This window comes from Botrimarina sp. (assembly GCF_040219535.1).
GTDB lineage: Bacteria > Planctomycetota > Planctomycetia > Pirellulales > Lacipirellulaceae > Botrimarina.
In genome coordinates, this window is sequence record NZ_JAVJSH010000006.1 from 135,418 (window position 1) to 151,074 (window position 15,657).

Annotated in this window: 7 protein-coding genes; 3 read left to right on the forward strand and 4 right to left on the reverse strand. The window is 69.3% G+C overall.

The window, feature by feature from the left end:
• Nucleotides 1-363: 363 nt before the first annotated feature.
• On the forward strand, nucleotides 364-1,266 hold the full coding sequence (locus RIC11_RS02405; protein ID WP_350208234.1) for a metallophosphoesterase family protein: 903 nt from the start codon (nucleotides 364-366) through the stop codon (nucleotides 1,264-1,266).
• Here the strand turns inward: RIC11_RS02405 and RIC11_RS02410 are convergent.
• From RIC11_RS02410 to RIC11_RS02425, 4 genes are all read right to left on the reverse strand, one after another.
• A complete protein-coding gene (locus RIC11_RS02410) occupies nucleotides 1,186-2,124 on the reverse strand; it encodes a diacylglycerol/lipid kinase family protein (RefSeq protein WP_350208235.1) in 939 nt (312 codons plus the stop codon). The genes RIC11_RS02405 and RIC11_RS02410 overlap by 81 nt on opposite strands.
• Before the next feature lie 23 nt (nucleotides 2,125-2,147).
• The gene (locus RIC11_RS02415; RefSeq protein WP_350208236.1) at nucleotides 2,148-3,251 is read right to left on the reverse strand and encodes a baeRF3 domain-containing protein; all 1,104 of its coding nucleotides are present in this window, start codon (nucleotides 3,249-3,251) and stop codon (nucleotides 2,148-2,150) included.
• Nucleotides 3,252-3,942: 691 nt separating this feature from the next.
• Entirely contained in the window at nucleotides 3,943-8,940 is a 4,998-nt protein-coding gene (locus RIC11_RS02420) for a beta-propeller domain-containing protein (RefSeq protein ID WP_350208237.1), read from the reverse strand.
• Between the two features lie 225 nt (nucleotides 8,941-9,165).
• On the reverse strand, nucleotides 9,166-11,388 hold the full coding sequence (locus RIC11_RS02425) for a S9 family peptidase (protein WP_350208238.1): 2,223 nt from the start codon (nucleotides 11,386-11,388) through the stop codon (nucleotides 9,166-9,168).
• A gap of 225 nt (nucleotides 11,389-11,613) precedes the next feature.
• On the opposite strand from RIC11_RS02425, the gene RIC11_RS02430 reads away from it, so the two are divergent.
• Nucleotides 11,614-14,181 (forward strand): ComEC/Rec2 family competence protein, encoded by a 2,568-nt coding sequence (locus tag RIC11_RS02430; protein WP_350208239.1) that lies wholly within the window; start codon nucleotides 11,614-11,616, stop codon nucleotides 14,179-14,181.
• A gap of 359 nt (nucleotides 14,182-14,540) precedes the next feature.
• Nucleotides 14,541-15,440: an acyl-CoA desaturase gene (locus RIC11_RS02435; protein WP_350208240.1), complete on the forward strand. Its 900-nt coding sequence runs from the start codon at nucleotides 14,541-14,543 to the stop codon at nucleotides 15,438-15,440.
• Nucleotides 15,441-15,657 lie beyond the last annotated feature (217 nt).

Sequence of the window (15,657 nt, forward strand, 5' to 3'; positions counted from 1 at the left end):
CGGGCCCCCCCTCATCGGGGCTAGATCCTTGCTGCGCCAGCACTTAGCTACACCAGCCGCAACAAGGCGCCGCACAAGAGCCGGGCGCCTTGCTCTTAGGTGTGAGCTCGCTCGATTGGCCCCCTTGCTGGCGGTCGTTCGCGAACGCGTCTTCGCTGGTTCCGGGCATATCGAGGTGAGCGCTTCCCGACCAATCGGCAAGCCGCGCTGGCAGGCTGCGGCGGCACAGATTGACATAGCAGCCGCTCGCGCAGTTGGTACGGGGTGCGCTTCGGCTACGCCTAAGCTGAGCCGACCGTGGGGCGGGGTTCTCGTCACGCGGCCGCTCGACCGCCGATCCTTTCACCTCACCCGTTACGCGGCATGACACGGCTGGTCCACGTCTCCGATCTGCACCTCGGCCCCTATTTCTTGCCGGAGGTCGCCGACAGGCTGCTGGACGCCGTGGCAGGGGCCGACCCCGACGCGATCGTGGCAAGCGGAGACTTCACCCAGCGGGCGACCAGCGAGGAGTTCGCAGACGCCCGGCGGTACCTCGACAAATTCCCCCGGGCGCCCCTCGTGGTGACACCCGGCAACCACGACGTGCCGCTTTACCGCGTGCTAGAGCGGCTCTTCCAGCCCCACCGCAACTACCGCAGGGCGATTGCCGACGAACTGGATTACGCCCTATCGATCGACGGGGCGACGATCGTATCGATCGACTCCACGGCGCCCCGCCGGGCTATCGTCAACGGCCGCATCAGCCGCTGGCAGCTCGACCGCTGCGACGAGTGGTTGGCCGCCGCCCCGGGAGAGCACGTCCGGATCGTCGTGGCCCACCATCACTTCGCCCCGGCGCCCGACTACGAAGGATCGGACACCCTGCCCGGCGCGAAGCGGGCGCTCGATCGCTTCGCCGCGTCCGGCGTCGAGTTGATACTCGGCGGCCACCTTCACCGCGCCTACGTGGGCAATTCGCTCGACGTGTACCCGGGCGTGCGGCGGGACCGGGGGATCGTGATCGCGCAGAGCGGCACGTCGACATCTCGCCGGGGCCGGGCCCGGGAGCGGGAGAAGAACTCGTTCAACGTCGTTGACCTGTGCGACGAGACGATCACCATCACACACTGGATGCACCTGGAGAGCCAGTCTCGATTCGCTCCCATGAGCCGGCACACCTTCCCCCGCGTCGGTCAGAGCAGCCTAAGCCCGCTCTCGCTCTCCGACGCCGACCACACGGATAGCGGCGGGCGCTACCCTGAAGACGAAGCGGCTACCCTCTAGCTTTTCGCCGTCGACGAGAAACTCCAGCGGCGAATCCGACTCTACCGTGGCGCTGCGGGCCTTCACGCTGCTCACCCGCTCGTGCTCGGTGTAGTCGCCCGTTAGGAAGTGCGAAGCGAGCGAGGCCAGGTCGATCCCCTCGCCCTCACGGACGGCGATCACGTCGAGTCGCCCGTCGTCGATCTGCGCTTTCGGGGCCACGAGCAACCCCCCGCCCGCGATCGGCGTGTTGGCGACGATCAGGTTCCATAGCGACGCGCTCTCGAAGGGCCGCCCGTCGACCGACATCCGCACGGCGATCGACTGCAGGTCCGCCACAACGGGCAGGGCCGCTTGCAAGAAGCACCATGCGCCCCAGAGTTTTTTCTGCCGATCGTCGAGCCGCTGCATGACCCGTTCGGTGTTGCCGGTCGTCGCGATAGTCGCGCACCACCGTTGCTCGTCCGACGTTGCCGCATGGATGAGGTCGACGGGGGTGCGGCGGCTGTCGTGCAGCGCCTGCGCGGCGTCTTCCAGCAACAGGGGGACCCCGAGCGCGCGACAGAAGTTATTGGCGGTGCCGGTCGGTAGGAGGCCAAGGGGGGGCGGCTCCTGGAGCGTCGCCAGCGAGTTGATGACCGCGTGGACCGTCCCGTCGCCGCCGGCGGCGACCACGACGAATCCCTCTGCCGCGGCCCGCTCGACGGCCGGGCCAACCTCCTCAATCGAGCCGGTCGCTACGACCTCGCATCGTTCCAGCAGGCCGGCGGCGCCGAGGGCTCTCTCTAGGTCACCCTGCCGGCACGCCCGTGCGCTCTCGTTCACGACGACGAGGTAGCGGTCCGCCGAGGGAGGGCGCTCCAAATCGGTGTGGTCCATTCACGAAACCCCGCGACCCTGCGTCAGACCTGGTAGCGTAGCAGCGCGGCGATGCCCGAGGGCGATGGCATCAGGTCCTCGTCGACGACGAAGATGTCCGACCCGGTCAACAGGGCGGCGCGGGCGGCGTCTGACTGCTGGCCCGAGTAGGAAGTCCCGTCGGCCTCAGACAGCAGCAGCGTGTCGACTTGGCCGGCCTTGGCCGCCTCGACGATCCTCTCGGGCGTGTCGAGCGTGAGGCCTTGACCGGTGGCGTCGCCGTACCGCTGCACGGCCTGCTGGGTGTCTCGCCGCTCCAGGCCCTTGACCAGCGCCAGGGCGTTGAGGCGTAGCTCGTCCTCCGACTTGCCGTCGGGCGCCCCTTCGACGTAATCGTCGACGAGGCGGTCGCACTCGCTCAGCTCGCGGTAGAGGGAATTCGTCTCCTCGACGCAAGCCAAGACCAGCGGCCCCTCCTGGTCGCGGAGCGAGTCGGTCACCGCCGCGTCGACCGCCGCCAGGTACCGCCGCATGTCAGCCGCGTGGGCGTCTTTGTCGGCCGCGTTGCCGTGGTAGATCGGGCCCTCGCCGCGTCGTTGGGCGCGGGGGCTCGAGGCCGAGTGGAATTGCAGCGCTCCCTCGCGGTTCCTGCCGGGAGCGGCGGCGGCGATCGAATCGTACTCGCTGTCGAGCGGCTGCTCGACGAGCGCCTCACCGTCGGCCTTCAGCAGCGCGGCGCCGTGTTGATCGATCTTCAGAATGAAGAACGGGCGGCGCCACGAGAGAATCGGCAGCAACGGGGCGACGTCAAACCGCTCGCCCACAACCACGTGCTCTTCGAGGCTGATTGGCACGCGTTCGACGCGTTCAACGCCCTCGCCAAGGAACAGGCAAAGGCCGTCCGACTGGTGCGCCCAGAAGTCTTGGTCCTCTTCCAAGCCCTGGACCGCTGCTAGCAGCTCTCTCACGCTCTCCGCCTCCTCGGCGCCTTGCTCCGCGGCTTGGGAGTCCGCCTGCTTGAGCAGGTTCCCGAAGCGGATCGGATCCTGGCGTGTTTCGCGCCCCCGCCGGTGCGTCGGCATGTAGAGCGTGACCGCAGGCCGCGATTCCTTCTCAGCCAGTTTCGTTAAGTCTGCGCGAGTAAGCATTTATGCACCAAGCTGTAGGCCTCGACCGGGACCGTGCCTCCCCGCCGGGGTCGTTGCAAGAAAAAGCGATTCGGCCGCGGAGCGGATACACAGCTTCGACGGAGTCGAAGTTGGCCCGTGGGGTGCGGCTCCACTGCTAGGGCGTGAGCCACGACATCAGCTCGCTGCCCGCGTGAGCGAGGGTCGCGATGGCTTCGGCGTAGGTGAGCCAACGGCAAGCGATATCGGACATCGTGATCCTCCCTGTTCGACAGAACTGCCCGACATCGCCCCGCAGCGGGTTGCCCAGTAGCGGGTTCTTCGGAGCGATCGACGGAACACACGTGAGCGGGCCGGCAACGCAGCCGGGCCCAGGGCCTTTTCCGGTTAGAGCAACTACGGCGCCAAGTGCGGTTGATCGCCGCGCTCTCTCGCATGAATCCGCCTTCCGATCGAGCGCTAGCCAAAAAAGTCGTCGGCACAGCCAGCAGCAGACCATCCGCGAGCCGACAGGAGGGCCGGTGCGTGTCGGCGGAGTATTCCCGGACCGCGGCGACAGGCCGGAGCCCAAAGCGGCAGCCGGCGACCCAACCTGGTGGTATCCACCAGATCTCCGCGACCCTTACAGCGGCTGCCGCGCCGCGACGCCCCCGCGGCGGGGCGATGAGGAAGCGCTGCCCCGGCGACCCGATGGCGCGCCGCGAGGCTTCGATCAGAACGCTTCGAACGCCCGCTCCATCGGGGCGCTGAATGCCGGCGTGCTCTCTTCCTCTTGGGTCTCGCCTTGCTCTTCCGACTCCAGCGACACCGCGGCCGGCGTGTCGCTCTGCGGTTGGCTGTCGAGCAACAGCAGCGTCGCGGCGGAGCGCGGGGCAGCGGGGGCGGGTCGGCTGGGGCCCACGAGCTCAGACGGATAGTCGCCGATGTCCGGCGCGACGCTCCAGACGGCGAACGCTTGCTCGGTGGGTGATTCGGTTTGGGGAGCCCGGTCGTACCGGTCGCCCAGGTGATCGCGCCAGAGCGTGAAGTCGGCCGAGTCGACCCGGCCGTCGGAGTTGCCGTCGGCCGGCAGCCAGTGGTTGAGCGACCACTCACCATACGCGGCCCGCCACAGGGCGAGGTCGATCTGATCGACGATGCCGTCGCGGTGGAAGTCGCCCGCCCCGCCGCGCCGGTCTTCGGCCGGTCGCACGGCCACCGCATTCCAAGCGGCGCGGGTCGGACGCGGGGCGGCCGCGGCCGGCTCGAAGCGGCCGCGCTCGCCGATCCGGTACCAGTGGGTCGATCCGCCCGCCCGGAAGCCGACGACCTCGCCGCCGCCTGGCAAGCCGGGCGTCGCTTCGGCGGTGACCAGCAGCGGCGCCCCCGGCGCCAGGCCGAGCCGCTCGGCCAGGTGAGAGCGCGCGGCCTCGACGGCGGCGGCCCGCGGGTCAACCGGTGGCTCGGAATTGGCGTTGGCTGGCGCAAGGTCGATGATGCGGAACGCGTCGTACTCGATCCAGCCAACCGGCGCCGCCGCGGGGGGCTCGGCGTCGGGATCGACCAGCGGCGCCTGGGCGACGACGGTCGACAGGTCGGCCACGTGGAGGGCTTTGATCGCGTCGCGGCCGACCGAATAGAGGGTGTCGCCGATGTAGCCGCTGCGGCGGACTTGGCCCTCGTGCGGGACCTCGGCTGAGAGCGTCAGCCGATCGGCCGGCAGCGCGGCGCCGACGTCGACCGTGAACACGGCCAGCCGATCGAGCCGCCGCGCGACCCGCGACTCGGCGTAGCCGTCGCCGTCGGTGTCCTCGCGCTCGTAGAGGGTGCTGGCGACCGGCATCCCGAGCAGGCCGTGCTCGGCGAAGTAACCGAACGCGTGGTGGTCGACCTCTGCTTCGCTGGTCGAGAAGCGCGAGAAGGTGTGCTCGGCGAGTCGCACCGGTTGCGACAGGTCCGAGATGTCGAACAACGACACCTGCGTCGGGCCCCAGGCGCCGTTGGGCGTGTTCTTGCCGACAGCGAGCAGGTGATCCTGGTCGACCAGATGGAGGTAGCTCGTAAAGCCCGGCAGCGTCACGTGGCCGACCGCTTCGGGAGCGGCCGGGTCGCTCATGTCGAGCGCGAACAGCGGGTCGATCGTACGCGCGGTCGTGACGAACGCCCGGTCGCCGAGGAACCGCACGGAGCGTATCGACTCGCCGAGGGCCCAGTTCTGGATCGAGCCGACCGGCTCGAGCACGCCGTCGTCGTCGCCGAGCACGAACAAGAGGTTCTCCCGGCGGCCGCTGTGGTTGCCGGAGTTCCAGTTGGAGACGCTCGTCGCGATCCGCAGAAGCTCGCCGGACTCGTCGGCAGAGAACTGGTTGATGATCGAGCCGGGCACGGTCGTGGTCGCGGCGAAGTCGATGCCGCCGGAGTCCGGGTCCCAGTCGAACTTGGCGATCCGGGTGAGGGCGCCGTCCTCGGTGTTGTGGTCGGCGTCGAACACATAGAAGTTGTCGAGCGACGCGTAGATCGTCCCCCCACCGGTGCTGTAGACAGCCGCCGTATCGGTCAGGCCCGGCGCGTCGGCGAGCGCGTCGATCGAGACCACCGAGATCAGCGTGTCGGCGTCCGGCGTGAGCGGCTTGTAGAGGGTCTCGGGCGTGTTCAGCAGGCCGCTGCGGACCGCCTCGCCACCGGGGCCCGTCGCCGTGTAAGAGGGCAGGGCGCCCTCGATCGCTTCGCCGCGGCCCGCCGAGAGCCGCTCGGTGTACTCTTCGATGGTCTCGTACCGGCCCGGCGTTTCGGGGTCGTCGTCCTCGTCGATGACCCGCGGCGCGTCGGCGACCGCTTGGCTGCTCACGAGCGTGTACACCTGGCCCTCGACCGACCGAGAGTCGACGTAGCGGCCTTCCATCGTCGTCGTCTGAACGACCTCCGGCGCGGTGCGGTCCGACACGTCGAACACGGTGACGATCGTCTCCGGCGGCGCCGCGGGGTACGGCGGCCAGCCGGGGTAAGCGATATCGATCAAGTCGACCGAGAAGCCGCCCACCGGGGACCCGCCGAGATAAATCGGATAGCCCCGATAGCCGCCGACCTCGGAAATGACCGTGAGCCGATCGCCCGACAAGTACTCCACGACCGGGCGCCCCTGGACCGTGACCCGCGAGGCGACGCTCAGCTCCTCGGCGGGCCACGCGTCGAAGATCGTTACGCCCGTGTCGGTCAATGCGTAAACGTAGTCGGCGTCGAACTCGACGATGTCCCCCTCGTCGACGCCCGCCACCTGGACGTTCGTCTCGGAGTGCCCGCGTTCGCTCGGAACGCCCGCGTCGAAGGCGGCGTCGGTGTAGAGCGTTGGATACACGCTCCAGCCCCACGCGGTCTGCCCGAACAGGTGCTCGTAGCGGTCGAGCGCGTCTTCGAGGAGGAACTGGAAGTAGTCGTCGACGCCGTCGAACTTCCCGTACCGCTCCTCGGCCGGCGTGTCGACGACGACCGTCACCTCGGCGATGAGCCTGCCGTCGACCGTGTACTGGAACGTGTCCTCGCCGCTGAAGCCGGCCGCCGGCGCGTAGAGGACCGACTTGCCGTCAGGACCGACAGCGACCGAAGCGCCGGACGCCGACGCCGTCACGGCCGTCACCACGCCGACGCCCGAGTAGTCGGCGCCGAACAGGTCGTTCACGAGCACCGGCAACGCCTGCTGGCCGTCGGCCTGATCGACGCGGAAGAGGTCGTCGCGGACGCGGCGGATCACGTCGACGCTGACGGTCTCGGTCCAGAAGCCGTCGACCGTGTAGGTGAACGAGTCGGCGCCGTGGTAGTCCGCGGGCGGGGTGTAGCGGACCGACCTGCCGTCCGCGGCGATCGTCGCCACGCCCCCAGCGGCGCCGGCGCTCACGCCGGTGACCAGCCGAGCGCCGCCCGTGTAGGAGCTGTTGTAGAGGTTGAAGTCGTTGCCGAGAACGCCGAGCGGATTGAGGTCGGAGTTCATGTCGACGACCAGGCGGTCCGATGTCGTCTGCGACGCCACCGTCAGTCGGACGTCCGACTCGTAGCGGCCGTCGACCGTGTACCTCAGGACGACCGAGCCGGATGACTCCGGCGTGATGCGCACCTCACCGGTCGGCGAGTAGGTGAACGACGCGTCGCCCGAGACCAATTCCACACCGGTCACCCGCCCCTCGCCCGCGTACCCGTTGGCGAAGTAGTCGTTCGCCAAGGCCTGAATCGTGTAAGTAGAGCCGAGCCGGTAGTGCCGGACGTTCAGCCCGTCGCTCTGGGCGAGCGGCGTCACGACGACGCTCACCTCGGCGGTCAATTCGCCGTCGACCGTGTAAGAGAACCGGTCCGCGCCGGAGTAGCCGGGCGCGGGGGTGTAGAGCAACGCGCCGCCGGGCGCAATGGTCACCGTCCCGCCGGCGTCGGTGGGGCCGATCCCGGTGATCACGCGCGGGCCGGCGTAGCCGTCGCCGAGGAAGTCGTTCAGCAGCACACCGAGGACCGCGTCGGGCGTGTCTTGGTACACGCCGGCGGAGAAAACGTCGTCGCGAACCGGGCGGGTGACATCCATCCAAACCGACGCGACGTGTTTGCCGTCGGCCGTGTAGGTGAACGTGTCGGTCCCGGTGAAGCCGGGCTCAGGCGTGTAAAGGACTCGCTGGCCATCGGCCGAGACCGAGACCGTGCCGTTCTCTGGTTGGGTGACCGAGGTCACCCGGTCGACGATGTCGTAGGGACCGGGCGGCCGCGGATTGAACCCCGCGAAGGTGTCGTTCGCCAGCACGTCGAGCCCGAACGCAGTGCTATTCTCGTCGATCTCGAATCGGTCGTCCTGTACCGGCCGGTAGACCCGCACACGGGCGGTCGCCTCGAACTGCCCGTCGACCACGTAGCGGATCGAATCGTACCGCACGTGGCCCGCGATCTGGTCGGGGGCCGTGTACAGCAAGGATTTGCCGTCCGGCGCCACCTCGACGCCCACGCCGTCTCCGGCGACGACGTTCGTGATGCGGCGCTGCCCGGTGTAGCCCTCCCAGAAGGGGTCGTTGGCGAGCACGTTGAGCGTCCGCTCGGCGTCGCCCTGGATAGCCGAGTAGTAATCGTCGTCGCGCAGCGGGTTCGGCACGTCGATCTGCACGCGGGCGGGGTACTTGCCGTCGACCACGTAGACGAACGACTCACTGCTGATCGGATCGGTTGGCGCGGTGTAGCGGATCGAGCGCCCATCGTCGGCGATCTCGATCGCGCCGCCCCCCGTGCCGACGCTCACCGAGGTGATCCGCCCCGGCAGGTCGTAGCCACTCCAGAACGGGTCGTTGGCGAGCACGTCGAGCGTGACCTCGTCGCCGTTCGGGACGACGTCGAAGCGATCGTCCGCCAGCGGCGCGGCGATCGACACCGACACGGGCGCCGTGTGCCGCCCGTCGACCGCGTACACGAACGACTCGACGCCCGCGAAGTCGGCCGGCGGCGTGTACAGCAGCGAGGCGCCGCCCTCGGCGATCTCGATCCGCCCGCCCTGGTCGCCGTAGCTGACCGACGTGATCCGCCGCTCGCCCGCGTAGTCGGGATCGAACAGGTCGTTGGCGAGCACGTCGAGTTCGATTTGCGAACCGTTCTGCCGCAGATCGAACGAGTCGCCCAGCAGCGTGGCGCCGTGCGCGTCGAGGGCGAGCCGTGCCTCGAGGGCTTCGACGCGCAGGGTCTGCCGCGCACCGCGGCGGGCAGCTTTGCTCAAGATCCGCGCCACCTGAGGCCTCCGTGGGTCAGAACGCCGTTGGATTGCGTTCGCAACAGCAGCGAGAAGCCGCGACCAGACGGCGAAGACTTCGCCGCCCGAGCCAGCTTAACGCGCTTACAGAGGCCGATCTATCGCCGCCGCGTCACGGCTTTCTGGCCCAAGCGGTCGATTCGGGACGTTTCCTGGGCCGCCAAGACGAACGGGCCCCGGAGCGGTCCGCCGTCAACGGGCCGCGTCGTCGGCCGTGGGCGCTTGTTGGCGCTGCTCGGGCAGCACCTCGGCGAGGCCCGGCACGTCGCCCGCGCCGACCGGCACGTGGAGGCTGCTGTTCTCCAGGTCGGCCTTGGTAAGCGGCTGGTACCGCCCGCCGAGCTGCTCGGAGAGGAAGGCCTCGGTCACGGCGTTGAAGCTCGTGCGGTTCTCGGGCCGCGCGAAGCCGTGCCCCTCGTCGGGGTACAACGCGTAGGTCACGGGGATGCCCTTCTGGCGCATCGCGTCGACGATCTGGTCGGCCTCTTGCTGCTTCACGCGCGGGTCGTTGGCGCCTTGGCCGATCAGAAGGGGCCGTTCGATCTGCTCGACGAAGTTGAGCGGGCTCTTCGCTTCGAGGTAGGCGACCCCCTCGTCGGTGGTCCAGTCGCCGACACGCTCTTTCATCACGGGCATGAATTGGAACCAGTACGGCGGCACGTTGTTCAGCAGCGTGACGAGGCTCGAGGGGCCGACGATGTCCACGCCGCACGCGAACACCTCCGGCGTGAAGGTCAGGCCGACGAGCGTCGCGTAGCCGCCGTACGAGCCGCCCATGATGGCGACCTTCGACTCCTGGGCGACGCCCTGGTCGACCGCCCACTGGACCGCGTCGAGCAGGTCGTCGTGCATGCGGCCGGCCCACTCGCCGTTGGCCGCGTTGAGGAAGTTCTTGCCAAAGCCGGTCGAGCCGCGGAAGTTGACCGACAGGACGGCGTAGCCGCGGTTGGCGAGCCACTGGTGGCTCGCGTTGTAGCCCCACCCGTCGCGGGCCCAGGGGCCGCCGTGCACGTCGAGCACCAGCGGCAGCGGCTCGTTGGGCACGCCGTCGCCGTCCGGATCGGTCCCGACCGGGAGCGTCAGGTAGCTGACCAGGTCGAGGCCGTCGCGCGACTCGATGATCGGCGTGTGCATCGTGGCCAGCTGGTAGTCGCCCAGGTCGTCGCGGCTGTTGAAGAGGAACTCCAGGCGCCGCTCGCCCTCGCCCTCGGCCGGGCGGTGGTACACGTAGAACTTCAGCGGCCCGTCGTCCTGCACGTAGGCGACCGTCCACTTCGTGTCGTCGAGCGTGCGGCTGGTGACGATCCACTCGGCGCCGTCGAGCTGCTTGTCGAGGAAGTCGACGTCCGGCTGGATCGCCGGGTCGAGCACGCGCCACTCGGTCTTGCTGAGCGTGAACGACACCGCTTGCAGCGTCTTCTCGGTCGGGTGCGTGAGCACGCCCCCCACGTCGACGCGCGGGTCGTCGGCGACGAGCGTGGTCTCGCCGGTGTCGAGGTTGCGGGCGTAGAGGCCCGACGTGTTGCGGTCGCGGCTGTCTTGGAAATAGAGGACGCGGCCCGATTTGTCGAAGCCCGCGGGGCCGCTAGACATCGCGTCGACGCTCGAGAACTCCTCCATCGGCGCCCAATCTTCGTAGCCTTTGTCGGTCGGCTCCTCGGCGGTCGGTTTGAGCCAGACCTGGCCGGCCTTGGGCGTGAAGGTGACGGCCAAGCGGACCTGGTAGTCGTCGTCGGTGACGAAGCCCGCGAAGCCCGGGTTCTCTTGGATCAGCTCGCGCTCGCCGGAGAGCAAGTTCACGCGGTACAGGTCGTGGAAGCGGTCGTCGCGGTCGTTGAAGCCGATCAGCACCTCGTCCGGGAACCGCTCGCTCACGCCGGAGATCTCGCCCCGCACGCCCTCGATCGGCGTGAGGTCGATCGTCTCCTGGGTCTCGACGTTCGTGGCGTACACGTGCCAGTTCTCGTCGCCCCCCTTGTCCTGCGTGTACACGATGTAGTCGCTGTTGTACGCCCAGCTGTGCGAGCGGATGCCGCGCAGCTTGTCGTCGGTCACCGCCTTGGCGGCGTCCGGGTCCTCGGCGGGGCCGACCCACACGTTCAGCACGCCGTCGACCGGCTTGAGGTACGACAGCCATTTCCCGTCTGGGCTCAGCCGCGCTTGGGCGCGGTCCGGGTTGCCGAACAACACGTCGCGGGGGATCAGCCGCGTGGCGTGGCGACCGTCGTCGTTCACCGATTCGACCTCTTGCGATTCGCCCTGGTCGGCCGCTTCGGAAGCGGCCGCCGCCTGGGAATGTTGACAACCAACGGATAGCAACGCGGCGAGCGCAGCGCCAAACAGCGCCAGTTCGAAGACCATCCCGCTCGGCGGCGAGGCCGCTCGGCGGGGCTTGGGCGAGTGACGGCGGGCCATGGGCGATTCCCTCCCTGTGGTGCGGTGGGCCGGTCCCTGACGCGCCTTCTTGGCGGGGTGGGCGGCGGGCGGCGGCCGTCTTCCTTGACGCTCGGTTCTGGCTCGCGGGGTCCGCGTGCTCAGCGGCTGCTGGATGGTAACCCGATAGCAGCTGGGTTGGCTACGCGGGTCGTCGGCGGTGAGTTCGTAGCCAGCGGCGCCCCGGCCGGATAGGCTGCTTGGGCCATGTCGCCCCAGGCCGCTAGCACGCCGACGCGCCGCGAAGCCGAGCAGCGGCTCGCCCAGCGCCGGCTGGCGCCCTGCAAGCCAAGCCAGACCCCGATGGTGTGGGTCGCAGCGGCGGTCGCGGTCGGCGGGCTGCTCTCGCCGGTAGCGGGCCTGTTGGGCGTGCGGCCCGAAGCCCCGCTGGTGTGGGCCGGGGTGGTGCTCGTCGGCTGGGCCTTCGCTTGGCGGCAGGGCCGCGACGAGCTCGCCGAGTGGCTGCTGCTGCTGACCGTCGCCGTGGCGGCGTGCGGCTGGGCCGGGGCCGCTTGGCGCTCGTTCGCCGCGGACGAGCTGGGCCGCTACGCGCCGCGCGACGCCCACCCGGTTTGTGTCGAAGCGGTGGCTCGAACCCCGGGGGTCGTGTACCCGGCGGACCCGCCCAGCCCGTTTCGCGCGATCCCTTCGACCGAACAAACCGTCGTCGAGGTGCAAGTCCACGTGCTGCGCGATGGCGATCGCTGGACCACCGCCGAGGGCCGGTGCGAGGTGACCGTCGCCGGCCGCGTCGAATCGCTGCGGCAGGGCGACCGGGTGCGTGTGTTTGGCCAACTCGCGCGGCCCAGCCCGGCGATGAACCCCGGCCAACACGACGCGGCCACCGCCGCCCGGGCCGAGCGCCGCCTGTCGCGGGTGTGGGCGGAGGCCGGCCAGTGCCTGAGCGTCGTCGACCCGGCGCCGGCCCAAGGCGCCCTCGCGGACTGGCGCCGGCAAGCGAGCGAAGCGATCGGCCGCTGGACGCCGGCCCCGTCTGCCCCGGTCACGCGGGCGATGGTTCTGGGCGACGCCGGCGCGGCGCCGCGCAAGACCATCGAGGCCTTCCGCCGCGCCGGCGTGTTGCACGTGTTGGTGGTCTCCGGGCTGCACGTTGGGATCGTGGCGGCGCTGCTGCCGCTGCTCGCGGCGGCCGGTTTGGCGCCCCGCCGTGTCGCGTGGCTCGGCGCGCTGCTGTTGGTCGTTGCTTACGCGGCCCTCGTCGGCGGCCGCCCCCCGGCGCTGCGGGCCGCTTACGTGGCCGGAGCGGTTTGTGTCGCGGTGCTCGCAGGCCGGCGGGCGATCGGCTTCAACTCGCTGGCGGCGGCCGCGGTGCTCGTGTTCTGCGTCGCGCCGGGCGCTTGGGTCTCAGCCGGGACTCGGCTCAGCTTCTTGGCGACGGCTGTGCTGCTGGGCGTCGCCGCGGTGGCCCGCCGCAGGGCGACTCGCCCCACTCCGCCGCTGGATCGGCTCGTCCGGTCGGCGCGTTCGCCGGCGGAGCGGCTCGCCCGGGCGTCGCTCAGCCGAGTCGCCTGGATCCTCGGGGCCACGCTCTCGGTCCAGCTCGCCACGTGGCCGCTGGTGGCTAGCGAATTCCACTTGGTCTCGCCCGCGGCGGGGCCGTTGTCGCTGCTGATCGCTCCGCTCGCGCCGGTGGTGGTAGGTGTGGGCCTGTCGACCATCCTGCTCGACGCCGCCGGCCTATGGCCGCTGGCGTGGCTCGCAGGCCAGCTCGCCGGCGGAGCGGCTTGGACGATCGATGCCCTGGTCAACTCCGCGGCGGCGATGCCCGCGGCCGGCCTCTACACGGCCGGCCCGTACCGATGGTGGGCCGGTCTTTGGATCGCTTGGCTCTTGGCCGGTGGCTTGATTGCGGCACACGCGCCGGCCCGCCGCGGCTGGATCTGGCGGAGCGGCTTGGCGGTCGCAGCGGCTGGCGTCGGCCCGCTGCTGTGGGAAACAGCTACGAAGCCCCCGGCCCTAGGGTGCCGGGTGTTGGCCGTTGGGCACGGCGCGTCGACGCTGCTCCGCCTGCCCGACGGTCGCAATCTGCTGGTCGACGCCGGCGCGCTGGGCGACCCCGGTCGGGTCGCCGACACGATCGCCCGCGCCCTATGGGCCGAAGGCGTGACACGGCTCGATGCGGTCGTGCTGACCCACGCGGACCTGGACCACTACAACGCATTGCCTGGCCTGCTGGACCGCTTCCGCATCGACGCGGTCTGGACGACCGCCCTGATGTTCGAGCCCTGGCTCGAACCCGACCATCCTGCCGCGCCCGAAGCCCTGCTCGACCTGCTCAACGAGCGGCGCGTGCCGATACGCGAACTCGAGTTCGGCGACGAGCTGGAGATCGGCGACGTGCTCGTGCGCGTCCTCCACCCCGATGCACTGGGCGTGCTGGGCTCTGACAACGCCAACAGCTTGGTGCTGGGGGTCGAGTATTCGGGCCGACGCCTGCTGTTGCCCGGCGATCTGGAGGGGCCCGGCCTCGAGCGGTTGCTCGAACAAGAGCCCTACCGCTGCGACGTGCTGCTCGCCCCGCACCACGGCAGCCAACGGAGCGACCCGCCGGGGCTGGCCGCGTGGTGTCAGCCGAAAGTGGTCGCTATCAGCAGCGGCGAGCCGCGCCAGCAAGCGACCGGGGCGTACGACCGCCGCGGGGCGCGGGTTCTCAATACGCACGCCAGTGGCATGGTGAGAATCGAACTCTCAGCCGCTAGCGTGCGTACCAACGCCTTCGCCGATGCCCCGACTGAAGGCCACGACTGGGATTGACGCGCGCGTCAGAGGCCGCAAAAAGCGGCCCGAAACGACTTTCTGGGGTAGGCAATCGCCGCAAAGCGGCCTAGTTTAGCGGCACCTGCTGGCGCTTCTGAGAGCATGTCTCAACAGGGACATTTCTGGACAGGATTATCCCTTGAGAGGGGCATGTCTCAGCCGAGGCCGTACGGATTCACCAGCTCCCAGTAGACCGGGGGCGGTCCACCGCGGGGTCAACCAAGAGGACGGGTTGGATGTCGTTAGATGCGCTAGAGAACGCTTCGCCAGCGACGGCGTCGCCGTCGGTTGGCTCGCGAGTTGCACGGTTGTCGGGCGGTACGAAGCCCGACGCATCAAGCAAAGAGAACTGCCCGATGGACGCCCTTGAGCCGCCTGCCAACAGCTGGGCGTTGTGGCGTCAGGGGCTCGACTGGCCGACCGTGTTGTGGATCGCCGCGGCGCATGTGGCCGCCCTCTCCGCTCCGCTCTTCTGGAGCTGGCAAGCCTTCGTGAGCTTCCTGGTCCTGTGGGTGGCGACCGGTTCGCTCGGCATCTGCATGGGTTACCACAGGCTGCTCACGCACGGCAGCTTCCAGACTTACAAGCCGATCCGCTGGCTGCTCGCCTTCCTCGGCGGTCTTTCCGGTGAAGGGTCGGCGCTCACGTGGGTGGCCAACCACCGCAAGCACCACAAGTACAGCGACAAAGACGGCGATCCCCACTCGCCGCGACACGGCACGTGGTGGGCGCACATGACTTGGTTCATGCCTAACCGCGGGTTGAAGTGGCGGAACGAGCTGCTGAAGCGATACGCCCCCGACCTGTTGCGGGACCGCGGCATGGTCTTGCTCCACAAGCTGTTCTTGCCGTCGCACATCGCGCTCGGGTTGGTGCTGTTCGCGATCGGCTACTTCGGCACGTCCCTCGGCATGGGCGGCGCGTGGTACGGGTGGTCGATGGTCGCTTGGGGCCTCGCGTTGCGGATGGTCTACGTGATGCACATCACGTGGCTCGTGAATTCGGCGACCCACCTGTGGGGCTACCGCAACTACGAAACGACCGACGACAGCCGCAACCTCTGGTGGGTGGGCCTGCTGGCCTTCGGCGAGGGGTGGCACAACAACCACCATGCCTACCAGCGGGTCGCCTCGCAGGGCCATAAGTGGTGGGAGGTCGACGTGACGTACTGGATCATCTTGCTGATGGAGAAGACGGGCCTGGCGTGGAATGTCGTGCGTCTGAGTGACATCCCCAAAGGCCAGAAGCCCGACTGACCGGTGAGGAGTCTCGGCCACGAGCCCCGGCCACGAGCGCCGTCGTGGGACCGGGACGCCTCGCGAGCGGTGTGCGCGCTCGCCGGGCAAAATGGTCCGCAGGGCCGGTTGCCAAGCGAACCCCGCCACGCTAGGCTCTGCGGTTTGCTGAGTGTTGTTTTCGTAAACCCGTAGTTTGTTTGGTGTTGGGGCTGTGGCAGCCCCGCCCAGGAGCAGG